Source organism: Kitasatospora sp. NPDC022785 (assembly GCF_055561295.1).
Map to the genome: position 1 here is coordinate 84,708 of NZ_JBVHHB010000003.1, position 23,487 is coordinate 108,194.

Genomic DNA, 23,487 nt, shown 5'->3' on the forward strand with positions numbered 1-23,487 from the left:
AGTGGTGGGGCCGGTCAGACCCGCTTGTCGTAGGCGACCGGCAGCCTGTTCACCCCCCGGGCGAGGACGGCGGGCACCCAGGCGAGCGAGTCGATCTCCTCGCCGGGCCCGGTGGCGGGCCGCAGCCCGGGCAGCCGGGTGAGCAGAGTGGCGAGGGCGACCTGGAGTTCGACCCGGGCCAGGGCCGCGCCGGGGCAGTAGTGGATGCCGTGGCCGAACGCCAGGTGGGCGTTGGGGGTGCGGTCGAAGTCGAGGACGTCGGCGTCCGGGAACTGCTCGTCGTCGCGGTTGGCCGCGCAGAGCGAGACGATCACGGAGTCGCCGGCCGGAACGGACGTCCCGTGCAGATCGCTGTCCTCGGCGAAGAAGCGCCAGGTGGTGAGCTCGAACGCGGCGTCGTGGCGCAGCAGTTCCTCCACCGCGCGGGTGAGCAGGCCCGGGTCGGCGGCGAGGCCGTCGCGCAGCCGGGCCAGCTGGTCGGGGCGGCGCAGCAGGGTGATCAGCATGGTGGTGATCTGGTTGGTCACCGGCTCCTGGCCGGCCACCAGCAGCTGGAACACCATCGAGTCGAGCTCCTCGCGGCTCAACTCGCCCGCATCGCAAGCGGCGACGAGCCGGCCGAGCAGGTCGGCGTCGGGCCCGGCCGGGTCGTAGTGGGCGCGCTTGTGCGCCACGACGTCGGCGATGTAGGTCTGCAGGCCGCGCAGCCGGCCCTCGTAGGCCGGGCGGCCCGGGTCCAGCGGCCCGACCGGCTGGACGACCTTGCCCCAGTCCCGGTCGAAGCGGACGGCCAACTCCTGTGGCAGGCCGATCGCTTCGGCGAGTACCCGGAACGGGAAGTGCGCCGCGAAGCCGGCCACCAGGTCGGCGCCGCCGGTCTCCGGGAGCTCGTCGACCAGGGAGCCGGCCAGCTCCTCCAGGCGCGGGCGAAGAGCCTCCGCCCGGCGCGGGGTGAAGGCGTCCAGGACCAGCCGGCGCATCCGGGTGTGCTTCGGCGGATCCTGGTGCAGCAGGTGGACCTGGAGCTGTGAGTGCTGCGGCTCCGGCATGATCGACGCGAGCCTGCGCCAACCCTCGTTGCCCAGCTCGTGGTTCTTGCCGAGCCGGGGGTCGTTGAGGGTCTCGTGCGCGGCCTTGTAGCCGGTCACCAGCCAGGCGGTGATCCCGCTCGGGAACTTCACCCGGTGGACCGGGCCGGCCTCGCGCATCCGCCGGTAGAGCGGATAGGGGTCGCTCTTGTACTCCGGCCCGTACAGCGGTATCGGGTCGGGGAGTTCGTCGTATCCGAACGGGCAGCGCGGCGTGTCGTCGGCCGGCCTTCCCGCGGTCGGATCGTGGACGGTGTCGGTCATTGCGTCTGTTCCTCCGGTCGAGGTGTGGTGCGCGCGGGCGGGTCGTCAGGTGCCCGCGCGGTTGGTGCGGTGGCGCAGGGAGAGGAGGGCCACGGCCTGGACGGCGGCCAGCGTGGCGAGGACGAGCCCGGCCCGGACGCCCGCGGTGGCGGAGTCGCCGAACAGCGTGGCGGCGGTGGCGAGGGCGGGTCCGAGGGCGAAGCCGAGGCTGCGGGCCAGTTGGACGGCGGAGCCGGCGGTGGCCAGTTGCTGCGGTTTGGCGGCGGTCATCACCAGGGCCTGGACCGGGCCGCCGTTGAGGCCCATGCCGGTCCCGGCGAGCGCGAGCCGCCACGCGATGTCGAGCGGCGACCAGTCGGTGTCCAGCGGGACGAGCAGCAGCATGCCGAGGGCGGTGACGGTCGCACCCGTCAGGGCGGTCGGCCGGGCGCCCCAGCGGTCGGCGAGTCGTCCGCCGAACCGGCCGGCCAGCACCATGCCGAGCGGGAAGGCCAGCATGGTCAGGGCGGTGGTGGTGGCGCTGATCCCGTCGTCCCGGCGCAGGTGCTGGGCGAGCAGGTAGTGGGTGGCGGCGAACCCGGCGGCCAGTGAGAGCACCGAGCCGTTGACGGCGGCGGTGCCGGACTCCCGCAGCACGGCGGCGACCGGCCGTCCGCCGGGGCGGCGCAGCCAGAGGACGACCAGCGGTGCGGCGGGCAGCGCGAGCAGCAGCCAGACCGGCGCGTCGGGCGCGAGGGTGAGGCCGAGCAGCACGGCGGCCACCGCGGAGCCGATCAGCGCGGCGTCGCCGAGGGAACCCCGGTCGGGCAGCCGCAGCCTGCCGCCGTGCGGCGCGTTGCGGTGGGCGATCACCAGGGCGGCCAGGCAGATCGGCAGCTTGACCAGGAAGATGGCCCGCCAGCCGACGTGGTCGAGCAGCAGGCCGCCGACCACCGGCCCGGTGACGGCGCCGAGCGGGCCGAGCGTGGCGGGCACGCTCATCGCCCGCCCGCGCAGCTCGGGCCGGACGGCCGTGGCGGCCAGCACCGGCATCAGCACGAACAGCACCGCGCCGAACGCGCCCTGCGCCAGTCGTGCGGCGACCAGCCAACTCGCCCACGGTGCCACGGCGGCGAGCACGCTGCAGAGCGCGAAGCAGCTGACCGCCAGCAGCAGGGCGGAGCGGGTGCCGACCTGGTCGAGCCAGCGCCCGGCGGGCAGCAGCAGGGCCACCAGTGGGAGCTGGTAGCCGAGGACGGCCCACTGCGCGGTGGTCGGGGAGACGTGCAGGCCGTCCGCGATGTCGGTGAGGGCCAGGTTGACCACGTTCATGTCGAGCATCGCCACGAACGAGAGCAGTCCCGCGGCCACGACCAGGATCCACCGGTCCTCCGGCTGGGCCTGGTCCTTGGTCAGCCCACCGGTGGCCAGTGGCTGTTGCGCGGACATGGCGCTCCTCCGATTCCCCGTGCCGTTCCGGACACCACCTCGGCGGCGGCGTCCGGTACAGCAGTCGGAGGCAGGAGGGGTCCAGTTCCGAACACTTGAAGGAATTTTCCCGGTTGGCCGGAATACTGCGGTCGTGGCCGATCCGGACCGCGCGGCCGGCCCGGTCGCCGGGAACGACGGCGCTCCGTCCCGGACATCGCCGCGGTCCGGAAATAGCCGCGTCCGGCCCGGGGTTGCAGCCAGGCACCACACGGCGTGACGCCGGCCCGACCCGACCCCCGGCAGGGGTCCGAAAGGACAACCATGAAGATCGGCATCATCGGCGCGGGCAACATCGGCGGCAACCTCACCCGGCGCCTCACCGCACTCGGCCACGAGGTCTCGGTGGCCAACTCACGCGGCCCGCAGACCCTCGGCGCACTCGCCGAGGAGACCGGCGCCACCCCGGTCACCGTCGCCGAGGCGGCCCGCGGCGCGCAGGTCGTGGTGGTCACCGTGCCGCTGAAGAACGTGCCCGACCTCCCGTCCGGGCTGTTCGACGGGGCCGCCGAGGGCTTCGCCGTGATCGACACCGGCAACTACTACCCCAAGCGCGACGGCCGGATCGGGGGCATCGAGGACGACGGCCTGACCGAGAGCCGCTGGACGGAGCAGCACCTCGGCCACCCGGTCGTGAAGGCCTTCAACGGCACCTACGCCCAGGACCTCCTGGACCGGCCCCGTCCCGCGGGGGACCCGGAGCGGATGGCCCTGCCGGTCGCCGGGGACGACGAGGCGGCCAAGCGGATCGTCCGCGCCCTGATCGACGAGCTGGGCTTCGACACCGTCGACACCGGCGGTATCGACGAGTCCTGGCGCCAGCAGCCCGAGACCCCCGTCTACGGCCTCCGGGCCGGGGCGGAGGCGGTGGCCAAGGCCCTGGCGGCCGCCTCGCCGGAGCGGCCGGAGTCGTTCCGGGCGTAGCCGTACGCGGGCCCGCCTGGCCCGCCTGTCGCGCCGGCCGGGGTGCCGGCGGCCTGGGCGGCGGTGCGTCGGCACCGCCACCCGGGCGCGGGCGTGCGTGACGCCGTCAGCAGGCCGCCGCCAGCTCGGCGGCCTGCCCCGGCGGGGGAGCCTCGCCGCGCTCGGCGGCGCGGAGCCGGGCTATCAGCTCCTCGCGGGCCCGGGCCACCCGGGAGCGGACGGTGCCGACCGGGCAGCCGGCCACCTCGGCGGCCTCGGCGTAGCTCAGCCCGACCACCTGGGTGAGCACGAACGCCTCCCGGCGCTGCGCCGGCACCCGGTCGAGCAGGTCCCCGAGCGCGACCCCGTCCTCGAACCCTGCCGCGGGCGGCGTGCCCTGTCGCTCGGCGGCCTCCTGCCAGTCCGGCAGGGCGGCGCACCTCGGCCGGGCGGCGGCCGTGCGGTAGCGGTCGATGACGGTCCGCCGGGCGATGGACAGCAGCCACGTCCGGGCCGAGGAGCGGCCGGCGAACCCGGGCAGGCTGCGCAGGGCGCGCAGGAAGGTCTCCTGGGCGAGGTCGTCGGCCGACTGCACGTCGGTGAGGTGGGCGACGAACCGCCACACGTCCCGCTGGGTGGCCCGGACGAAGGCCTCGACGTCGGCCGCCCGGCCCTCCCGCGCCGACAGGGCCAGCGCGGTCAGCTGGTCGTCATCCACGGCGGCCTCCCGTGCGGCCTCCCGTAGGGAGTCCCGTGCAGGCGTCCGGGGCGGGTGGTGTGCCTGTGGTTCCTGCGGTGCCACCCACCCGGCCGGTCCGATGTGCCGGGTGATGCGGGACGATGGTCGGATGAGATGCGCCCAGTTCCGTACCGCTCTTTCCGCCCGCCTCGACGGTGAGGCGGCCGGTGTGCCGGACCGGCGGGTGGACAAGCACGTCGCCCGGTGCGAGGCCTGCCGGGAGTGGCTGGAGCGGGCGGAACGGCTGCGCGGCGCGGTGCCGGGGGCCGGTACCGGGGGCCCGTCGGCGGACTGGTCGGCGAAGCTCCTCGCGAGGCTCGGCCAGGCGGGCGGCCTCGGCGGGAACGGCATCGGTGCGGACGGGCCCGGTGCGGGTGACCGTCCCCGGTAGGGAGACGACGGGCGGATCGACGAGGACGGTGGCGCCGGACGAGGCCGGTGCGCCGTCGTAGTCAGGCATGGAAGGTCCTGAGGGGAGGGCTGGGGAGCGGCCGCCGCGGGCGGCACGCTCGGCGTCGGTGGGGCCCGGCCGGGTACGCCGCGGCGCCCCGGTGGGGCGGCGGCGGCAGGCGCGGGCCCGGGCCCTGGCGGCGTGGCCGGTCGGCCACGGCACGGCGCAGGGCGACCTGCCCACCGCGCAGCGGACGCCGGGAGCGGCGTCGGGTGTCGGACGGTGGGCGCGTCAGCAGGCGGGGGCGGCGCACGGCGGGCCGCGCCGGACCAGGGCGTGCGAGAGCAGCACCAGCCGCGGCGGGCGGACCCGGTGGGCGGCGGGTCCGGGCGGGGCCGGCGGCCGGAAGCCGGTCGGCCGGCACCACAGGGCGAGCAGCGGCGCGAGCAGCGCACCCGCCAGGACGGCGCCCAGCGCGCCGAGCAGCTCGAACAGCCGGGCCAGCGCCGTCTCTCCGCGCCAGAGCAGCAGCGCGCAGGCGAGCGCGGCGAGCACATGGGCGGCGATCATCCCGACGGACATGCCGTGCGCCGCCATGTCGTGGCCGGACATCCCCGAGCCGCCGGACACCCCGGGCATCCCCGGCATGTCCGAGCCGCCCGGCATCCCGGGCATGCCGGCCATCCCCGCCATGCTCTGGTCGGCCGTCCCGGCGGACGCCGCCCCGCCGTGTGCGCCCAGGTGGTGCGCCCCGGCCGGCGGCCGGAGGTCCCCGGGGGGCGGGACGTCGGGGTCGATCCCGGCCATCCGGGCCAGGTCGGCCGGCGAGATCCCGGCCGGCGCCCGTTCCGGGTTGCAGAGCAGCAGGCCCGCCCAGTCCGTCGAGCCGAGCCGCGCCAGCCCGCTGCCGGACGCGAGGGCCCCGGCCTGTTCGAAGGTCAGGTGCAGCGCGGTCTGCGCCGCCACCATCCAGACGCTGATCGGCCCCAGCCCGCGGCGGCCGCCGGCGAGCAGCCAGGTGAACCCGAGGGTGACCGCGAACGCGCCCGCGAGCACCGGCGCGGAGACCCCGGAGCCGGCCATGGCGACGTGCGCCGTGGCGGCCAGCGCCACGCAGAGCGCAGCGAAGACCACGGCGCGCAGCGAGCGGATCCGGTCGGTCATCACGATGACACTCATCGTCGCACCCGCCTCGCCCGGCCCGTACCGCCCCCTCGGGTATTGGCCGGTTCCGCCCCGTGAGAGCATGCCCGGCCGGGCCGCCCTCCCGCCGGACCGCGCCGGCCGCCGCCGCGGTGCCGGCCCGTCAGCCGCCCTGCCCGCCCCGGCCCGGTGCCGCGCCCGCCCCGGCCCGGTGCCGCTCGCCGCCCCGTGCGGTAGAGGCGGTTCGTACGGTTGCCGGGGTGCGGCTTGTCCGTTCCGGCGCGGGACCGCCGTCCGCGCCCGCCCGTACCGTTCGGGCACCGCGCGGCGCAGCGCCGGCGGTCGGACGACCGGCCCGGGGCCGGTGAGGACGGAGAGGCGGGCCGGCCGGTGCACTGGCTGATTCACGACTATCGCGAGGACGACCTCGCGGCGGTGGTCCACTTGATCGACACCACGGCCGGGCTCGGCCAGGAGTCGGTGTTCTCCCTCGCGGAGTGCATCGGCGCGCTGACCTCCCGCCAGCCCGCCGTGGTCGCCGTCCACCAGGGCGAGCCGATCGGTGCCGCGCTCGCCACCGTGGCGGGCGAGCGCGCCTGGGTGATGCGGATCGCGATCGCCCCCGCCTGGCGCGGCCGCGGCCTGGCCAGCGCGCTGCTGCGCGAGCTGGAGCGCCGGCTGGTGGCCTGCCGGGTGCGCCGCATCGCGTACGTCCTGCCGGAGGAGGAGCTGCTCGGCGAGGGCCTGCACAACGCCGGCTACACCCGGCGCCCCGCGGCCGCCTACTTCGAGAAGGACGAGCCGCCGGCCGGCGCGGCCAGCGGGCTGCTGGACGAGCTGGGCGGCCGGCTGCTGCCCGGCGACCTCTGGGCCAGGGTGGCCGGCATGGAGACGGAGAAGAACCTGATCGAGCGCCGGGTGGTGCTGCCGCTCGCCGAACCGGAGCGGGCGGCCCGGCACGGTGTGCGGCCGCCGCGGGCGATCGCCCTGTTCGGGCCGCCCGGGACCGGCAAGACCACCTTCGCCCGGGCGATCGCCTCGCGGCTCGGCTGGCCGTTCGTCGAGCTGCTGCCGTCCCGGCTGGCCGACGAGGGCAACCTGGCGGCCGCGCTGCGCGACGCCTTCGCCCGGATCGGCCGGCTGGAGCGGGCGCTGGTCTTCATCGACGAGGTGGAGGAGATCGCCCCGGTCCGCACCGAGGGCGCGCAGGGCGGCATGCACGGCGTCACCAACGAGCTGCTCAAGCTCATCCCCGGCTTCCGCGAGGGTGAGGAGCGGCTGCTGGTCTGTGCCACCAACTCGATCCGCTCGCTGGACCCGGCCTTCCTCCGCCCCGGCCGCTTCGACTACCTGATCCCGATCGGCACCCCCGACGCGGCCGCCCGCGCAGCGATCTGGTCCCGGTACGCGGCGGGCCGGGCGGACGTGGACCTCGACGCGCTGGTCGGCGCGAGCGAGCTGTTCACCCCGGCCGACATCGAGCACGCCGCGCGGGTGGCCGCCCAGGCCGCCTTCGAGCGGGACCTCATCACGCCGGACGGCGTTGCCGACGGCATCGAGGGAGCGGGCACCGCCGACTACCTGGCGGCGATCGCCCAGGCCCGGCCGACCGTCACCCCGCCGATGACCGAGGAGTTCGGCGCGGACATCACCTCCCACGCCCGGGTGTGACGGCCGTTCCCGGAACCAGGCCGCTCCCGAAAGCCGACGGTCCGCGGACCCCGGCCGTTCCGCACGCCGGCGGACCCGCGGGCCAGCCCCGGACCCCGGCGGCTTACGGACCCGGGCCGCTCCCGGGCCCGGCCACCTCTCAAGCGTGGCGACCCGACCCCCGAAAAGCCGGTAATCATACGGTAATTGCGGTTTGACACCGTCCCTGTCGGTGCTGACTAAATGTGGGCCTCACCAGCACACGGACTTCCGGAGCCTTCCCGGTGGGCACCGACAGGACAGGAGGCCCGGCATGGGCACAGCGACCGCACCCGAAACCCCCGCGGCCGACCTCGCCGACCCCCGTTTCTGGCGGCTCTCCGCCCCCGACCGTGCCGCCGCCTTCGCCGAACTGCGCCGCCTCCCCGGCCCGGTCTACTTCGGCGAGCGGGCGGCCGGCCGGTCCGGCGGCCGGGGCTTCCACGCGCTCGTCCGGCACGCCGACGTCGTCGAGGCCAGCCGCACCCCCGCCGTCTTCCTCAGCGGTCCCGGCGTCACCACCCCCGAACCCGCCCGCTGGGTCCGGCTGCTCTTCGGCGACTCGATGGTCAACCTGGACGACCCCCGCCACGCCCAGCTGCGCCGGATCGTCTCCCGAGCCTTCACCCCGCGCCTGATCGCCAAGGTCGAGGACGACATCCGCGAGGTGGCCGCCCGCCTGGTCGACCGGGTGGAGCGCGACCGGCCCGAGGACTTCGTCGCCGCGGTCGCCGCCGAACTCCCCTTCCGGGTGATCTGCAACATGATGGGCATCCCCGAGGAGCCCCGCCGCGCCATCCTCGACCAGGTCAACCACGCCTCCGAGCACACCGGCGTGGCCCGCCCGCTGCGCAGCCGGATCCGGATGCCCGGGCGCGGGCTGCGCGCGCTCGCCCGGATGCAGGGCATGGTCGCCGACCTCGGCCGCGAACGCCGCCGCCGCCCCACGGACGACCTCATCTCCGCCCTGGTCACCGCCGATGTCGACGGCCGCCGGCTGACCGGGCGCGAGCTCGGCGCCTTCTTCTCCCTGCTGCTGGTGGCCGGCGTCGAGACCACCCGCAACGCGCTCGCCCACGGCCTGCACCTGCTCACCGCCCACCCCCGGCAGCGCGCCCTGCTGCTCGGCGACCCCGACCGCCACCTCGGCGGCGCGGTGGACGAGATCGTCCGCCACGCCACCCCGATCATCCAGTTCCGCCGCACCCTGGCCGTCGACCACCGCCTCGGCGGCCCCGACGGGACCCTGCTGCGCGCGGGGGAGAAGGCGGTGCTCTTCTTCGGCTCCGCCAACCGCGACGAGGCCGTGTTCACCGACCCGGACGCCTTCGACATCACCCGCTCCCCCAACCCCCACCTCGGCTTCGGTGGCGGCGGCCCGCACTACTGCCTGGGCGCGTACCTGGCCCGGCAGGAGATGAAGGTGCTCTTCCGTGAACTGTTCACCCGCCTGCCCGAGGCCCGTTCGGTCGGCGAGCCGGAGCTGATCCCGTCCAACTTCGACAACCGGGTGCGCGCACTGCGGTTCGCGTTCTAGGGGCGCGCCCCACCGCTATCCGGCCGGCTCCCAGACCGCGTTGTCGTGCGCGAACAGCACCCGGCTCGGCGCGAACCGCGCGAGCCGGTCGACCCAGGCCCGGTAGCCGGGCAGCGGCGGCGCGACGCCCTCGGCGGCCGCCTGCCGGGCCAGCACCGCCGAGCCGTACTCGGAGGCGAAGTCGTACGCCTGGCCGGCCAGCACCACCGGGCCGCCGTCCGGCCGCTCCACCACCAGCGACTGGTGACCGGCGGTGTGCCCGGGGGTCGGCACCACCCGTACGCCCGGCCAGACCTCCGCCTCGCCGTCCAGCTCGCGGTAGGCCACGCCCGGGAAGTCCACCAGCGCGTCGAAGGTGTAGTCGCCGCGCCGGGCCGTCGCCAGCTCCACCGCCTGCACCAGCACCGGCGTACCGGCCAGCAGCGGGTTGCCGCCGCAGTGGTCGAAGTGGAGGTGGCAGTTGACGACGAGGTCGATGTCGGCGGGCGCGACCCCGGCCGCCGCGAGCGCCGCAGGCAGCGGCCGCCGGACCGGCCGGTAGTGGGCCTCGGTCTCCGGGTCGGCGGTCTGCGGATCGCCGCCGCCCACCCCGGTGTCGAAGAGCAGCAGCCCCTCCGGCCGCCGCACCAGGTAGGCGAACACCGGCTCGACGCGCGGCTCGGGGCCGCCCGCGGTGGGCCCGCCCGCGTTCGGGCCGCCCGTCTCGGACGCGGGACGGACGAAGTAGCCGAGGTCGAGACGGCGGATCGTGCTCTGCATGGCGTGGCCCCCTGGAAACGGTCCGGGAGCTGCGGTCGGCCCCCCGCCGTTCGCACCCTACCCGCCGGTCGGGATGCCCCGGTCGGCCTTCACCTGCTTCATCGTCAGATGCGAGTTCACCTGGGCGATCCCGGGCAGCCCCGAGAGCACGTCGGTGATGAACCGCTCGTACGCCGTGATGTCCGCCACCGCGATCCGCAGCAGGTAGTCCGGCTCGCCGAACAGCCGGTGCGCCTCCACCACCTCCGGCAGCTCCGCCACCCGGCGCTCGAACTCCGCCACCGTGGCCCGGTCCTCGTGCCGCATGGTGATCGTCACGAAGGGCTGGAAACCACGTCCCACCGCCGCGCCGTCCAGCAGCGCCCGGTAGCCGCGGATCACGCCGTCCTGCTCCAGCTGCCGCACCCGGCGCAGGCACGGGGAGGGGGTGAGGTCCACCCGCGCGGCCAGCTCGGCGTTGGTGAGCCGGCCGTCCTGCTGGAGCTCGTGGAGGATTCTGCGGTCGATGCGGTCCATGGCGCAATATTCTGCCAAAGAGTGGCCCTGACCAGCGCGAAGTGGCCATCGCGTGCCGCCCCATTCCGGCTACCTTCGGTAACCGGAACGCCCGCGACGAACACGACAGGTCAGCACCATGGACACCCACGCCCTCCTCCTCTTCCTGGGGGTCGACCTGCTGCTGGTCTGCACCCCCGGCCCCGACTGGCTCTACATCGCCGCCCGCGGCCTCGGCCAGGGCCGCCGCGCCGCGTTCACCGCCGTCACCGGCGTCTGCGCCGGTTACGCCGTGCACACCCTGCTCTCCAGCGCCGGCCTCGCCGCCGCCCTGCGCGCCGTCCCCGCCGTCCTGCCCGTCCTGCGCCTCACCGGGGCCGCGTACCTGGTCCTCCTCGCCGCCACCATGCTGCTCGCGCTGCGCCGGGGCGGCTCGGCCGTCCTCGCCGAGTCCCGCCCGCAGCCCACCGCCACCGTGCTGCGCCAGAGCATGCTCACCGCCCTGCTCAACCCCAAGGGGCTGCTGCTCTACCTCTCCCTGGTGCCGCAGTTCGTCGACCCCGCCGCCGCCCTGCCGGTCGGCGGCCAGGTGCTCGCCCTCGGCTCGCTCAACGTGCTGGCCTGCGCCGTCGTGTACGGCCTGGTCGCCCATGCCAGCGGACGTCTCGGCGGCCGGTTCGGCTCCACCCCGCAGGCCGCCCGCCGGATGACCGTCGTCTCCGCGGTGCTGCTGATGCTGGTGGCGGGCGTCACTGCGAGCGCCTGAGAACGGGAGCAGAATGCGGGCATGACAGAGCGTCCGATGCCCCCGGTCGACCAGCCCGCCCCCCACGACGCGCCGACCGCGCACGCGTGGGACGCCCTCGGCGGGTCGGCCGGGCTGCTGGAGCGGGTCTCCTTCCACGGCCCCGACCGCGTCCTGCCCGCCCGGCTCCCCGTCCGCCGGCTGGCCCGGGCCACCGTCGCCGCCTGTTCGCTGGCCGCCGCCGAGCTGTCCGCCCTGCGGGCCGGCGGAGCCGTCCCGGAGGTGAGGGTCGACCAGGGAGCCGTCGCCACCGCCTTCGTCAGCGAGCGCCATCTCCAGATCGACGGCCGCACCCCGGTCAGCTTCGCGCCGCTCTCCGGCTTCTGGCAGGCCGCCGACGGCTGGGTCCGCACCCACGCCAACTACCCGCACCACCGCGACCGGCTGCTCGGAGTCCTCGGACTGCCCGCCGACACCGGGCCCGAGCAGCTCGCCGGGACGCTGCGGGAGCACCCGGCCGTCTGGATCCAGGACCGTGCCTACGCGGCGGGGGCGCTCGCCGTCGCCATCGCGCCGCCTGGTGACACCACGCACCCCCTGGTCGAGATCCGGGTGGCCGACGACGCCGCCGCCCGCCCGCTGGCCGCCGCGCCGCTGCCCGCCGCCGGCGTCCGCGTCCTCGACCTCACCCGGGTCATCGCCGGCCCCGTCGCCACCCGCACCCTCGCCCTGCTCGGTGCCGACGTCCTGCGCGTCGACTCGCCCCGGCTGCCCGAGGCCGAGGACGCCCACGCCGACACCGGCTTCGGCAAGCGCTCCACCCGCCTCGACCTCGCCGACCCGGCCGACCGCGCCGCGTTCGAAGAGCTGCTGGCCACCGCCGACGCCGTCGTCACCGGCTACCGCCCCGGCGCCCTGGACGCCTACGGCCTCGCCCCCGACGCCCTGCTCGAACGCCGGCCCGGCCTGATCGTGGCCCAGCTCAACGCCTGGGGCTGGACCGGCCCCTGGGCCGGGCGCCGGGGCTTCGACAGCCTGGTCCAGGCCGGCGTCGGCATCGCGGCCGTGGAGGCGGGTGACGGTGCCGGGGACGGTGCCGGGGCGATCGGTCCCGCCGGGCGCCCCGGCGTCCTGCCCGCGCAGGCCCTCGACCACGGCACCGGCTACCTGATCGCGGCCGGCGTCCTGCGTGCCCTCACCGACCAGCGCACCGGCCGGCCCGGCGGCCGCCACCTGCGCTACTCCCTGGCCGGCACCGCCTCCTGGCTCCAGCACGGCATCACGCTGGCTCCGCCGCTGAACGACCTGCCCTACGAGCCCGAGCGCTGGCTCGCGGAGACCGACTCGCCGTACGGCCGGCTGCGCCACGCCCTCCCCCCGGTCTCCTACACCGGCGCACCCACCGACTGGACCCGCCCGCCCGGGCGCTGGGGGACGGACGCGCCGGCCTGGCGCTGACGAATCCGGTGCGGCGCCGACGGGCGGGCCCGGCGCGGCCGAGGCGGCGGCGGTGCTGATGCCGTCCCAGGTGTCCGGGTGTCGGAGGCATCTGGCAGCATCCCCCACATGCCTGCACACGCTGCCGACTTCACCTGGTTCGAGGACCGCTACCCCGACCTTGCCGAGGCCTACTGCCTGACGCACGTCCAGGGGATCTCCGCCGACGATCTGCTGCGGCGGTTCGACGCCGCCCCGGGCCGTCGGGTCACCGGCCTGGCGGCGGTCGTGGAGGCCTGGGAGGAGTTCGACGACGGCGAGGACGAGCACGCCCCGGACGGCGACGAGGAGCTGATGCTCGTCGCCGTCACCGAAATCGACGGCTGGGCCGTCGCGGTCGAGGTCAACGGCTACCTGGGGTCCCTGTGGGACGTGCTGCCCAGGCTCGCCGAGGGCACCCGCCTGGTCTCGCACTTCCGCAACTGCAACGCGGTGGACAGCTTCCACTGGCAGGAGGGGGCGCTGAACCGGCTGCATTTCGAGCCGCTCTTCCCCACCCAGCGCGACGGCGAGGACGCCGAGGCCCCGGGGGTGGCGGAGCTGCTCGCGCACTGCGGCTTCGACCTCACCGACGCCGACCACGCCGGGCCCAGGCTGCACACCGAGGCGGCGTTCGCGCTCGCCGAGCGGCTGACGGACGTCCGTCTCACTCCGGAGCGCCTGGACACGGCGGGCTTCCTGCTCGGCTACGCCCCGCAGCCGTAAGCGGCCGTCGCGGCCGTGGCGGCCGTTTGCGGGCGCACGCAGACGTGGGTGGCCGGGGTCCCCGGCTCCGGGGTCAGACGCCGGCGGGAATCTGCCTGGCCCGGGAACGGACCTGGAAGGCCGTCACGACCTCGATCAGGCCCAGGATCACCAGCCAGCACCCGGCCAGGACGGTCAGGGCGGTGATCGACCCGACCGGCCAGACCATCAGCAGCACGCCCGCCAGCGTGTTGGCCACGCCGGCGAAGGCCTGCCAGCCGCGGGCGGGCATGGCGTCGTCCGAGATCGCGGCGGCGAGCTGGGTGATGCCCCGGAACAGCCAGCCGATGCCGATCCAGATCGCCAGCAGCAGCAACGACTGCGCCGCGCTGCGGAAGCAGAGCAGGCCGAGCAGCACGCAGATGGCGCCGCTGATGAACGCCAGCACCCGCATGGCGGTACTGGCGTGCGTGCCGAAGGCGGCGACCAGCTGCACGATCCCGATGATCAGCAGGTAGAGGCCGAACAGCACGCCCACCACCAGGAGGGTCTGCTTGGGCCAGACGAAGACGACGATCCCGAGCGCGAGCGAGGCGAGCCCGGCGATCAGCAGCACCTGCCAGGCGGCCTTGGCGAGCAGCGCGAGCGGGCCCTGGACCGGGGAACCGTTGGGGGTGATGATCGGGGAGACCACGGTGGCGTACTCCTGACGGCGGGTGACGGGCGGGGGCCCCACGGGCCCGCAAGGGCATCTGCGGGCCGGTGCGGGCCCGTGACGGGCGGGCGCTCCTCATGATCGTCACGGGAGGGGCCGGCCGCCCGTCGGGTACGCCCGTTCGGGGGACGGCACGGGGCGGGCGGGGGCGGGGGCGGGGCGGGACCCGGGCGTGGGGCCGCGGATCCGGCGGCCCGGGGCGCGAACTGATCTCCCCTCAGCCACCCGGGGGACACCTTCCGCTCACACGCGGTAGATATCATCCGGCGATATGACTTCTGCAGGGTGGGGGACCCTTCCGGTCGAGCCGGTCAGCCAGCACTACATCGTCTGTGGCGGCAACGCGCTCGCCCACCGCCTGATCGTCGAACTCGTCGAACACTACGAGGTCCCGGTGGTGGTGCTGGTCCCGGACCGCACGCGCGAGCACGCGCCGCAGATCGAACAGCTGCCCGGTGTCGCCGCCGTGGTCGAGTACAGCAGCCTCACCGAGGAGGCGCTGCGCGCCGTCCGGGTCGAGACCGCCCGCGGGATCGCCCTGGTCGACGGCAGCGACCAGGAGAACATCCACACCGCGTTGAGCGCCCAGGAGCACAACCCCGACATCCGCATCGTGCTGCGGATGTTCAACCAGCGGCTCGGCGAGAACATCGAACGGCTGCTGAAGAACGGCGCCGCGCTCTCCGGCTCCGCCACCGCCGCGCCCGCGTTCGCGGCGGCCGCCCTCTCCCGCCCCAACTCCGTCCAGGTCGGCGACCGCTTCCTGCACATCGCCTACGACGACGACATCGACTCCGGCCGGATCTGCATCGTCGCCGACCAGATCGACCGGCAGGACCTCACCCGGATCCGGCTGCTGCCCGAGCAGGAGGGCGACTCGGCCCCCTTCGTCCGGCTGGCCTCCGAGTTCGGCGACGACGGACCGGTCCGGCGGGGTGGAGCCGGGGGCGGCCTCGGCGGAGCCGGCGGCGGGGGAGAGGACAGGGGAGAAGGCAGAGGAGAGGGCGGAGGAGAGGGCGGGGGAGTCCCCGCGCAACGGGAGCCCGAGCCCGAGGAGACCGGCGGCGTGGCCGCGCTGCAGGCCCTGCCCAGCGAACCGCCGGTCCGGATCGCCTGGGCGCGCCGGCTGCGCTGGCGGCTGCTCGACACCCTGCGCTACTTCACCAGCGCCCGGCTCCGGCTGGTGCTGATCACCGCGCTCGCCGCGGTGCTGATGGCCTTCGGCCTGCTCTGGTACCTCAACCGGGACTTCGGCTGGTCGCTCTACGTCTCGCTGCTCGACCTGGCCGGCGCGGCCCAGCCCGACCAGCCCGCCGACGCGGCCTCGGGCGCCGGCACCGGCGGCCTCTGGCAGCGGGTCGCCCAGGTGGTGATCACCTTCTGCGGCATCACCTTCGCGCCGGTCGCCACCGCCATCATGGTCGAGGTGCTCGGTTCCGGCCGGCGCGGCCAGCACCGCAACCCCGGCGCCGGCACCCGGGACCACGTCATCGTGGCCGGCCTGGGCAACGTCGGCACCCGCGTCGTCGCCCAACTGCACGGACTGGGCGTGCCGGTGGTGGGGCTGGAACGCGATCCGCAGGCGCGCGGCATCTCGGCGGTCCGCGCGCTCGGCGTGCCGGTGGTCGTCGACGACGGCCCGCTGGCGGAACAGCTGCGCCGGGCCCGGCTCAAGCACAGCCGGGCGGTCGTCGCGGTGAGCGGGGACGACGCCACCAACCTGGAGGCGGCACTGGAGGCGCGTGCGGGGCGGCCGGACGTCAGGGTGGTCGTCCGGCTGTTCGACGACAACTTCGCGAGTCACGTCTACGCCACGCTGGACAACGCGGCCTCCCGCTCGACCTCCTACCTGGCCGCGCCCGCCTTCGCCGCCGCCCTGATGGGGCGGGAGGTGCTGGGCACCCTGTCGGTGTTCCGGCACGTGCTGCTCATCGCCGAACTGCGGGTCGAGGAAGGCAGCGGCCTGATCGGCATGAACCGGCACGACCTGGAGGACCCGGGCGGCGTCCGTGTGGTCGCCGTCCGCCTGGCCCGCAGCCCGCACACCTACCAGTGGAACTACCCCGACCGCACCCGCGCCCTCGTCCCCGGCGACCGGATCGTGGTGGCCGCGACCCGCAGCGGCCTGGCCCGGCTCAACACGGCGTTGGTGAGAGAGGAGTGACGGGCCCGACGTCGACGGGTCACGGCCGGCAAGTCCCGGTGGACGGACGGCGGCTGACGGACTTCAGCATCCGTCAGCCGCCATATCCGTGACGCGTCACCCGCCGGTCGCCGGCCGCCGACGGCCGGCCGCCGTCGCCGAACCGCTGCCGGTCGCCGCCGTTCCGGTCAGCGGTGGGTGAAGGAGGCGGGCCGCTTCTCGGCGAAGGCGGCCATGCCCTCCTTCTGGTCGGCCGTGGCGAACGCGGCGTGGAACAGGCGCCGCTCGAAGCGGACGCCCTCGGCGAGGGTGGTCTCGAAGGCGCGGTTGACGCTCTCCTTCAGCATCATGGCGGCCGGGGCCGACATCTCCGCGACCTTCTCGGCGACGGCCAGCGCCTCGGCCAGGAGCTGGTCGGCCGGGACGATCCGGGAGACCAGGCCGGCCCGCTCGGCCTCCTCGGCCCCCATCATCCGGCCGGTCAGACAGAGCTCCATCGCCTTCGCCTTGCCGACCGCACGGGTCAGCCGCTGCGAGCCGCCGATGCCCGGGATGACACCGAGCTTGATCTCCGGCTGCCCGAACTTCGCGGTGTCCGCGGCGAGCAGGATGTCGCAGAGCATCGCCAGCTCGCAGCCGCCGCCCAGCGCGAAGCCCGCCACCGCCGCCACCACCGGCTTGCGCAGCTCGCCGAGGCGGTCCCACGGGCCCAGCCAGTCGTCCAGGTAGACGTCGGGGAACCGGTTGCCCTGCATCTCCTTGATGTCGGCGCCGGCCGCGAAGGCCTTCTCCGAGCCGGTGATCACCAGGGCGCCGATCTCCGGGTCCCGGTCGAAGGCGGTGGCGGCCGCGACGACCTCGTTCATCAGCCGGGTGTTCAGCGCGTTCAGCGCCTCCGGCCGGTTGAGCGTGATCAGCCCGACCCGGCCCTTGCGCTCGACCAGGATCGTCTCGTAGGTCTCGGTGGTCTCGGTCATCGCCGTTGACTCCCATGTCCGCTGCTCGGCACCGCTCAGGGGGCGCCCTGACCGCCCAACGATCTCCGAAGCACCCCTGCTCGCGCCAGTCTTGCCATGCGAGACGGTCGTCACGGATCGCGCCGCCCGCCACCGTCGGCGACGGGCGGACCCGCACGCGCCGTACGGCTCGGTGGCCCGCACGCCGTAGCGCTCGGCGGCCCGCCGGGCGGTGACCGCCCCCGACGACGCCGCGGTGGGCGAGCGCGGTGGGTCGCAGCGGCGCGGGCGGCGACGGTGACCGACCGCCCCCGGGGGCCCGGCCCCGCCCGATCAGGCCAGGTCCAGCTCGTCGCCCTCACGCGGCGCGAAGTGGCGGGCGACGTCCGCCTCCGACACCCCGGCGAGGTCGGCGGGCGACCAGCGCGGGTTGCGGTCCTTGTCCACCACCTGCGCGCGGATGCCCTCGACCAGGTCGTGCCCGGCCAGGGCCGCACAGGAGATCCGGTACTCCTGGTCCAGCACCGCCTCCAGCGTGGGCAGCGTGCGGGCCCGCCGCAGCGCGGCCAGGGTGACCTTGACGGCCGTCGGCGAGTTCCCGAGCACCTGCTCGGCCGCCTCCTTGGCCTCCGGGAGCCCCGTGTCCAGCAGCCGCGCGACGATCTCCTCGACGGTGTCGGCGGCGTAGCAGGCATCGATCCACTCCCGCTGCGCCGCGAGCGCGGCGGTCGGCGCCGCCTCGGCATGAGCAGTGACGGCGGCGACGGCGGTGGCGACGGACGCGGCCGGGTCCGCTGCGGCGGTCAGCTCCGCGAGCAGCGCGGGGACGGCCGCCGACGGCACGAAGTGGTCCGCGAAGCCGCAGAGCAGCGCGTCCCCGGGCCCCATCGAGGCGGAGGTGAGCCCGAGGTGCGTGCCCAACTCGCCGGGGGCGCGGGCCAGGAGCAGGCTGCCGCCGACATCCGGCACCAGGCCGATCCGGGTCTCCGGCATCGCCACGGTGGAGCGCTCCGTGACGATCCGCACCGCGCCGTGGGCGGAGAGACCGACGCCGCCGCCCATCGTGATGCCGTCCATCACGGCCACGTACGGCTTCGGGTACCGGGCGATCAGGGCGTTCAGCCGGTACTCGTCCCGGAAGAACGCCCGCGACCCGGCCCCGCCCGCCTTGGCGTCCTCGTGGATCGCCCGGATGTCCGCCCCCGCGCAGAGCCCGCGCCCGCCGGCCCCGGTCAGCACCACGACGCGCACGGCGTCGTCCGCCGCCCAGCCCTCCAGCGCCGCGTGGACGGCCGTGATCATGCCGTGCGTCAGCGAGTTGAGCGCCCGCGGCCGGTCGAGCACGATCCGCCCCACGCCGCCGTCCCGGTGGACCTGCACCTCTGCACTCATCGGGCCCGCTCCCGTTCCTCGTCGCCGCGTGTTCGAAGATCCTCGCCGCCCACGGTACAAGGTCCTGTCCGGACAGGGGCCGGGGTGGCGGGCGTGCGAAGGGCGGCACCGGGAGCCCGGCGCCGCCCTTCACCCACCGGCCGTTACGGCACGACCCGGCCGGTCACCTCGCCGAAGCCGACCACCGTGCCGTCGCGGCCGGGGGCGGTGGCGGTGATGGTGACCTCGTCGCCGTTCTCCAGGAAGGTGCGCGTGGTGCCGTCGGGGAGCTTGAGCGGCTCCTCGCCGTTCCAGGTGAGCTCGATCAGCGCACCCCGGGTCTCGGGCCCGGGGCCGCTGACGGTGCCCGAGGCGAAGAGGTCGCCGGTGCGCAGCGAGGCGCCGTTCGCCGTCATGTGGGTGAGCTGCTGCGCCGCCGTCCAGTACATCGAGGCGAACGGCGGGCGCGAGACCGGGTGCCCGTTCAGGCGGATCTCCAGCCCGAGGTCCAGGCCCCAGGGTTCGCCGCCGCGGTCGTCCAGGTAGGGGAGCGGCTCGACGTCCCGGGCCGGCGGGGTGACCCGCGCATGCTCCAGGGCGTCCAGCGGCACGATCCACGGCGAGACCGAGGTGGCGAAGGACTTGCCGAGGAACGGGCCGAGGGGCACGTACTCCCAGGCCTGGATGTCCCGCGCCGACCAGTCGTTGACCAGGCAGACGCCGAACACGTGCTCGCGGAAGTCGTCCAGGGTTACGGGCGTGCCGAGCGTGGACGGGGCGCCGACCACGAAGCCGACCTCGGCCTCGATGTCCAGCCGGCGGGTCGGGCCGAAGGACGGCACCGCGTCGGCGGGCGCCTTGCGCTGCCCGTGCGGGCGGACCACCGGGGTGCCGGAGACCACGACCGTGCCGGCCCGGCCGTGGTAACCGATCGGCAGGTGCTTCCAGTTGGGGGTGAGCGGGTCCGAGCCAGGGCGGAAGATCCGGCCCAGGTTGGTGGCGTGGTGCTCGGAGGCGTAGAAGTCGACGTAGTCGGCGACCTCGAACGGCAGGTGCAGCTCGACCTCGGCCACCGGGACCAGCAGCGGCGAGAGAGCCTCCCGGAACGACTCGTCGGTGAGCCAGTGCGTCAGCGACGCGCGGACCTCCGACCAGACCGAACGGCCCGCACCCAGCAGCGGGTTGAGGGTGTCGGCGTCCAGCAGGGCGGACGGCGCCCCGGCGGCGCGGGCGGCGGCGCCGGCGTCGAGGACGAACTCCCCGATGCGCACGCCGATCCGCCGGCGGCCGGGCCGGTCGGCCGCCGTGAAGACGCCGTACGGCAGGTTGTGCACGCCGAACGGCGAGTCCTGGGCGCTGGCGAGCCAGCTGCGGGGCGTGGTCAACGGTCCTCCTGGGGCGTGGGGCTGGGGCCGGCACCGGGCGACAGCAGGCCGAGGGCGGCCAGGTCGTCCAGGGGCTCGGCGATGCTGCAGGTGCCGAACGCGGTGAACGAGTTCCGGATCACCGTAACCTGACGGTCGGTCAGTGCGCGGACCGCCTTGGCCAGCACCTCGCCCGAGCGCTCCGCCAGTACCTCGGCCGCGGCCCGCCGGTCGGTCTCCAGCGCGGCCAGCAGGACGTTCAGGAAACCGTGGTGCTCGAAGCCGGTGACCGGGTCGGTGTGCCGGACGGCGTTGTGCAGCCCGGCCGTGCACTTGTACGGCAGGCCGCGCTGCGCGCAGCCGGTGAGGAAGCCGGCCAGCTCGTCCTCGTCCGGGAAGGCGCCGGCCACGACCCCGCCGGTGCGGAACTTCGCCCGGTACGGGCTGTCGACCAGCACGTCCAGCACCTCGCCCAGGGCATCACCGCGCAGCAGTTCGCGCGGCAGCTCGACGGCGGCCGGCACGTCCGGTGGCAGCAGCAGGTCGAGGGCGGTCACCGCCTCGTGGGCGTCCCGGGTGGCCAACTCGACGCCGGCGAGTTCGAACGGCGCGGCGGCGGCGAGCGCCGGGCCGAGCTCGGCACTGCCCCCCGGCAGTACGAGCCCGACCCGGAGAGCGTCTCCCGCGCCGGCCGGGGCCGCCGCGGCCAGCTCGCCCAGCCGGCCCGCGCCGCAGAGCAGCGGGCCGACCGCCTCGGCGTACCACGCGGAGCGGTGCGCGCGGTGCGCGGGCAGCGCCTCGGCGAGCGGCAGGTTCCCCGGCGGGAACACCGCCGCGTCGTCGAAGAGGCCCTGGAAGAGCGGGGGGACGGCGCCGTCGGAGCCGGTGGGGGCGCCGCTCATCGCTGCGGCCCCCGGCCCGACCACGTCCAGGCGTAGTTGGAGTCCTCGCTCGCCCGGCCGCCCTCGCCGAGCTCCAGCGGGCGGAAGGTGTCCACCATGACGGCGAGCTCGTCGAAGAACTCCACTCCGATGCTGCGCTCGTACGCACCCGGCTGCGGGCCGTGGGTGTGGCCGCCGGGGTGCAGCGAGATCGAACCCTGGCCGATCCCCGAGCCCTTGCGGGCCGCGTAGTCGCCGCCGCAGTAGAACATGACCTCGTCGCTGTCCACGTTGGAGTGGTAGTACGGGACGGGGATCGACAGCGGGTGGTAGTCCACCTTGCGGGGCACGAAGTTGCAGATCACGAAGCCGTTGCCCTCGAACACCTGGTGCGCGGGCGGCGGTTGGTGGATCCGGCCGGTGATCGGCTCGTAGTCCCGGATGTTGAGCACGTACGGGTAGAGGCAGCCGTCCCAGCCGACCACGTCGAACGGGTGGTGCGGCACGGTGTACCGGGTGCCCGAAACGCCGTTCGCCCCCCGGTGCTTGACCAGCACGTCCACGTCCGTGCCCTCGACCAGCAGCGGGCCGGACGGGCCGCGGAGGTCCCGCTCGCAGTACGGGGCGTGCTCCAGCAGCTGGCCGTACTTGGAGAGGAAGCGCTTCACCGGGGTGATGTGGCTGTTCGCCTCGATGCAGTACGCGCGCAGCGGCTCGTCGCCGGACGGCACCCAGCGGTGGGTGGTCGCCCGCGGGATGACCACGTAGTCGCCCTGGCCGACCTCCAGCGTGCCGAACACCGTCTCGACCGTGCCCGTGCCGGACTCCACGTACACGCACTCGTCGCCGAGCCCGTTGCGGTACAGCTCGCTCGGGGCCCCGGCGGCGACGTACGAGATCCGCACGTCGGCGTTGCCGAGAACGAGGCGGCGGCTGCCGACGACGTCCGCGGACTTCCACTCCTGGCCCGCGAACAGCTCGTGCAGCTTGAGGTGGCGGGGGAGCAGGGGATGGTTGGCCACCGTGGACTGGTCCGGCAGCTCCCACGGCACCGCGTCCACGACGGCCGAGGGGATGCCCCGGTGATAGAGCAGCGAGGAGTCCGAGGAGAACCCCTCCTCGCCCATCAACTCCTCGTAGTACAGCCCGCCCTCGGGTGTGCGGTGCTGGGTGTGCCGCTTGGGCGGGATGCTGCCCAGCTGCCGGTAGTACGCCATCGTCCTGCTCCTCCTGGCCCGTCCGTCGGTTCCTTGCCGGTCACCGCGTGACCGGCTCTGATCAGGGGTGGTGATCAGAGGTTGCCGCGACGGTCCTGCTCGCGCTCCAGGGATTCGAAGAGCGCCTTGAAGTTGCCCTTCCCGAAGCCGAGCGAGCCATGCCGCTCGATGAACTCGAAGAACACGGTCGGCCGGTCGCCCTGCGGCTTGGTGAAGATCTGCAGCAGGTAGCCGTCCTCGTCGCGGTCGACCAGGATGCCGCGCTTCTTCAGCTCCTCGACCTCGACGCGCACCTTGCCGATCCGGGCGCGCAGCTCCGGGTCGTCGTAGTACGAGTCGGGGGTGGAGAGGAACTCCACGCCGTTGGCACGCAGCTGGTCGACGGTGGAGAGGATGTCGTTGGTGGCGAGCGCCAGGTGCTGGCAGCCCGGGCCGCCGTAGAACTCCAGGTACTCGTCGATCTGCGACTTCTTCTTGGCGATGGCCGGCTCGTTGAGCGGGAACTTCACCCGGTGGTTGCCGCTGGCCACCACCTTGGACATCAGGGCCGAGTACTCGGTGGCGATGTCGTCGCCGACGAACTCCGCCATGTTCACGAAGCCCATCACCCGGTTGTAGAACGAGACCCACTCGTCCATCTTGCCGAGCTCGACGTTGCCGACCGCGTGGTCCAGCGCCTGGAACAGCCGCTTCGGGTGCCCGGCCGGGCGGGTCACCCTGGTCTGGGCGGCCACGAAGCCCGGCAGGTAGGGGCCGTGGTAGCGGGAGCGGTCGATCAGGGTGTGCCGGGTCTCGCCGTAGGTGGCGATCGCGGCGCGGCGCACGGTGCCGTGCTCGTCGGAGACGTCGTTCGGCTCCTCCAGCACCCTGGCGCCCTGGGCGCGGGCGTGCGCGATGCACTTGTCGACGTCCGGCACCTCCAGCGCCAGGTCGACGACGCCGTCGCCGTGCCGGCGGTGGTGGTCCAGCAGCGGGCTGTCCGGGGCGACACCGCCCTTGATGACGAAGCGGCAGGAGCCCGAGCGGAGGACGAAGGCCTTGCGGTCGCGCCGGCCGGTCTCCGGACCGGAGTAGGCGACCAGCTCCATGCCGAACACGGCCTGGTAGAACTGCGCCGTCTGGGTGGCGTTGCCCACCACGAACACGATGGCGTCCTGCGCGATGACAGGGAACGGGTCCGTGGCGGGGTCGTGCTCGACGAGTCCGACGAGGCGGCGCAGCTGCTCGGCGTCGAGACCGGCCTCGCGTTCCTCGGGGGTGAGCTCAAGGGCGTGGGACTGCGGGGTCATCGGTCGTTCCTCCACATTGAGGCCTCGGCATTGAGGCATCCGCTTGAGGCGCCCGCGCCGCATAGGGTGGGCGGTGCGGCTGAGCGGAGAGCTTGCTCCTTGCGGGGTGGTTGGGCAACAGGTCGGGATTTCACTGTTCAATGTGTACAA

21 protein-coding genes are annotated in these 23,487 nt (G+C 74.7%); 8 read left to right on the forward strand and 13 right to left on the reverse strand.

Translation table 11 applies throughout. The features are described from left to right. Positions 1-14: 14 nt before the first annotated feature. Both ACZ3YO_RS06035 and ACZ3YO_RS06040 read right to left on the reverse strand, forming a co-directional pair. Entirely contained in the window at positions 15-1,352 is a 1,338-nt protein-coding gene (locus ACZ3YO_RS06035; RefSeq protein ID WP_465565412.1) for a cytochrome P450 family protein, read from the reverse strand. Between the two features lie 45 nt (positions 1,353-1,397). Then, positions 1,398-2,780, reverse strand: coding sequence for an MFS transporter (locus ACZ3YO_RS06040; RefSeq protein ID WP_465565415.1), 1,383 nt, complete (start codon positions 2,778-2,780; stop codon positions 1,398-1,400). 255 nt (positions 2,781-3,035) lie between these two features. On the opposite strand from ACZ3YO_RS06040, the gene ACZ3YO_RS06045 reads away from it, so the two are divergent. Further along, the gene (locus ACZ3YO_RS06045; RefSeq protein WP_465565418.1) at positions 3,036-3,743 is read left to right on the forward strand and encodes an NADPH-dependent F420 reductase; all 708 of its coding nucleotides are present in this window, start codon (positions 3,036-3,038) and stop codon (positions 3,741-3,743) included. Positions 3,744-3,849: 106 nt separating this feature from the next. Here the strand turns inward: ACZ3YO_RS06045 and ACZ3YO_RS06050 are convergent, their stop codons facing one another. Continuing rightward, positions 3,850-4,440, reverse strand: a complete 591-nt coding sequence (locus ACZ3YO_RS06050) for a sigma-70 family RNA polymerase sigma factor (RefSeq protein ID WP_465565421.1) — start codon at positions 4,438-4,440, stop codon at positions 3,850-3,852. Positions 4,441-4,570: 130 nt separating this feature from the next. Between ACZ3YO_RS06050 and ACZ3YO_RS06055 the strand changes: the two genes are divergently transcribed. Further along, complete coding sequence (locus tag ACZ3YO_RS06055) at positions 4,571-4,852, forward strand: zf-HC2 domain-containing protein (protein ID WP_465565424.1); 282 nt, start codon at positions 4,571-4,573, stop codon at positions 4,850-4,852. 291 nt (positions 4,853-5,143) lie between these two features. On the opposite strand, the gene ACZ3YO_RS06060 is transcribed toward ACZ3YO_RS06055, so the two are convergent. Continuing rightward, the gene (locus tag ACZ3YO_RS06060; RefSeq protein WP_465565427.1) at positions 5,144-6,031 is read right to left on the reverse strand and encodes a hypothetical protein; all 888 of its coding nucleotides are present in this window, start codon (positions 6,029-6,031) and stop codon (positions 5,144-5,146) included. 354 nt (positions 6,032-6,385) lie between these two features. Between ACZ3YO_RS06060 and ACZ3YO_RS06065 the strand changes: the two genes are divergently transcribed. Both ACZ3YO_RS06065 and ACZ3YO_RS06070 read left to right on the forward strand, forming a co-directional pair. Further along, a complete protein-coding gene (locus ACZ3YO_RS06065; RefSeq protein WP_465565429.1) occupies positions 6,386-7,666 on the forward strand; it encodes an ATP-binding protein in 1,281 nt (426 codons plus the stop codon). Positions 7,667-7,958: 292 nt separating this feature from the next. Then, positions 7,959-9,221 (forward strand): cytochrome P450, encoded by a 1,263-nt coding sequence (locus ACZ3YO_RS06070; RefSeq protein ID WP_465565432.1) that lies wholly within the window; start codon positions 7,959-7,961, stop codon positions 9,219-9,221. Positions 9,222-9,236: 15 nt separating this feature from the next. Here the strand turns inward: ACZ3YO_RS06070 and ACZ3YO_RS06075 are convergent, their stop codons facing one another. Together ACZ3YO_RS06075 and ACZ3YO_RS06080 are read right to left on the reverse strand one after the other, a co-directional pair. After that, positions 9,237-9,980, reverse strand: a complete 744-nt coding sequence (locus ACZ3YO_RS06075) for an N-acyl homoserine lactonase family protein (RefSeq protein ID WP_465565434.1) — start codon at positions 9,978-9,980, stop codon at positions 9,237-9,239. Positions 9,981-10,037: 57 nt separating this feature from the next. Then, entirely contained in the window at positions 10,038-10,496 is a 459-nt protein-coding gene (locus tag ACZ3YO_RS06080; protein WP_465544517.1) for an Lrp/AsnC family transcriptional regulator, read from the reverse strand. A gap of 118 nt (positions 10,497-10,614) precedes the next feature. Here ACZ3YO_RS06080 and ACZ3YO_RS06085 point away from each other — a divergent pair, with 118 nt between their 5' ends. The 3 genes from ACZ3YO_RS06085 (at position 10,615) to ACZ3YO_RS06095 (ending at position 13,422) form a co-directional block, all read left to right on the forward strand. After that, a complete protein-coding gene (locus ACZ3YO_RS06085; RefSeq protein WP_465565437.1) occupies positions 10,615-11,241 on the forward strand; it encodes a LysE family translocator in 627 nt (208 codons plus the stop codon). Between the two features lie 21 nt (positions 11,242-11,262). Continuing rightward, entirely contained in the window at positions 11,263-12,678 is a 1,416-nt protein-coding gene (locus tag ACZ3YO_RS06090; RefSeq protein ID WP_465565439.1) for a CoA transferase, read from the forward strand. Positions 12,679-12,786: 108 nt separating this feature from the next. Continuing rightward, a complete protein-coding gene (locus ACZ3YO_RS06095; protein WP_465565442.1) occupies positions 12,787-13,422 on the forward strand; it encodes a DUF6461 domain-containing protein in 636 nt (211 codons plus the stop codon). 73 nt (positions 13,423-13,495) lie between these two features. On the opposite strand, the gene ACZ3YO_RS06100 is transcribed toward ACZ3YO_RS06095, so the two are convergent. Then, positions 13,496-14,137, reverse strand: a complete 642-nt coding sequence (locus tag ACZ3YO_RS06100) for an HdeD family acid-resistance protein (RefSeq protein ID WP_465565445.1) — start codon at positions 14,135-14,137, stop codon at positions 13,496-13,498. A gap of 250 nt (positions 14,138-14,387) precedes the next feature. On the opposite strand from ACZ3YO_RS06100, the gene ACZ3YO_RS06105 reads away from it, so the two are divergent. After that, the gene (locus tag ACZ3YO_RS06105) at positions 14,388-16,280 is read left to right on the forward strand and encodes an NAD-binding protein (protein ID WP_465565448.1); all 1,893 of its coding nucleotides are present in this window, start codon (positions 14,388-14,390) and stop codon (positions 16,278-16,280) included. 167 nt (positions 16,281-16,447) lie between these two features. Here ACZ3YO_RS06105 and ACZ3YO_RS06110 read toward each other — a convergent pair whose 3' ends face one another. The 6 genes from ACZ3YO_RS06110 to hppD form a co-directional block, all read right to left on the reverse strand. Then, positions 16,448-17,236 carry an enoyl-CoA hydratase gene (locus ACZ3YO_RS06110; protein WP_396319784.1) on the reverse strand — a complete coding sequence of 263 codons (789 nt, stop codon included), beginning with the start codon at positions 17,234-17,236 and terminating at the stop codon, positions 16,448-16,450. A gap of 312 nt (positions 17,237-17,548) precedes the next feature. Then, entirely contained in the window at positions 17,549-18,607 is a 1,059-nt protein-coding gene (locus tag ACZ3YO_RS06115) for an enoyl-CoA hydratase/isomerase family protein (RefSeq protein ID WP_465565451.1), read from the reverse strand. Positions 18,608-18,750: 143 nt separating this feature from the next. Further along, positions 18,751-19,971: a fumarylacetoacetase gene (fahA, locus tag ACZ3YO_RS06120; RefSeq protein WP_465565453.1), complete on the reverse strand. Its 1,221-nt coding sequence runs from the start codon at positions 19,969-19,971 to the stop codon at positions 18,751-18,753. Continuing rightward, positions 19,968-20,852: a hypothetical protein gene (locus ACZ3YO_RS06125; RefSeq protein ID WP_465565456.1), complete on the reverse strand. Its 885-nt coding sequence runs from the start codon at positions 20,850-20,852 to the stop codon at positions 19,968-19,970. Before ACZ3YO_RS06125 ends, fahA begins: the two co-directional genes overlap by 4 nt. Further along, positions 20,849-22,048, reverse strand: a complete 1,200-nt coding sequence (locus ACZ3YO_RS06130; protein WP_465565459.1) for a cupin domain-containing protein — start codon at positions 22,046-22,048, stop codon at positions 20,849-20,851. The genes ACZ3YO_RS06125 and ACZ3YO_RS06130 overlap by 4 nt, the downstream gene beginning before the upstream one ends. Before the next feature lie 74 nt (positions 22,049-22,122). Further along, positions 22,123-23,337, reverse strand: a complete 1,215-nt coding sequence (hppD, locus tag ACZ3YO_RS06135) for a 4-hydroxyphenylpyruvate dioxygenase (protein ID WP_465544536.1) — start codon at positions 23,335-23,337, stop codon at positions 22,123-22,125. Between the last annotated feature and the right edge of the window lie 150 nt (positions 23,338-23,487).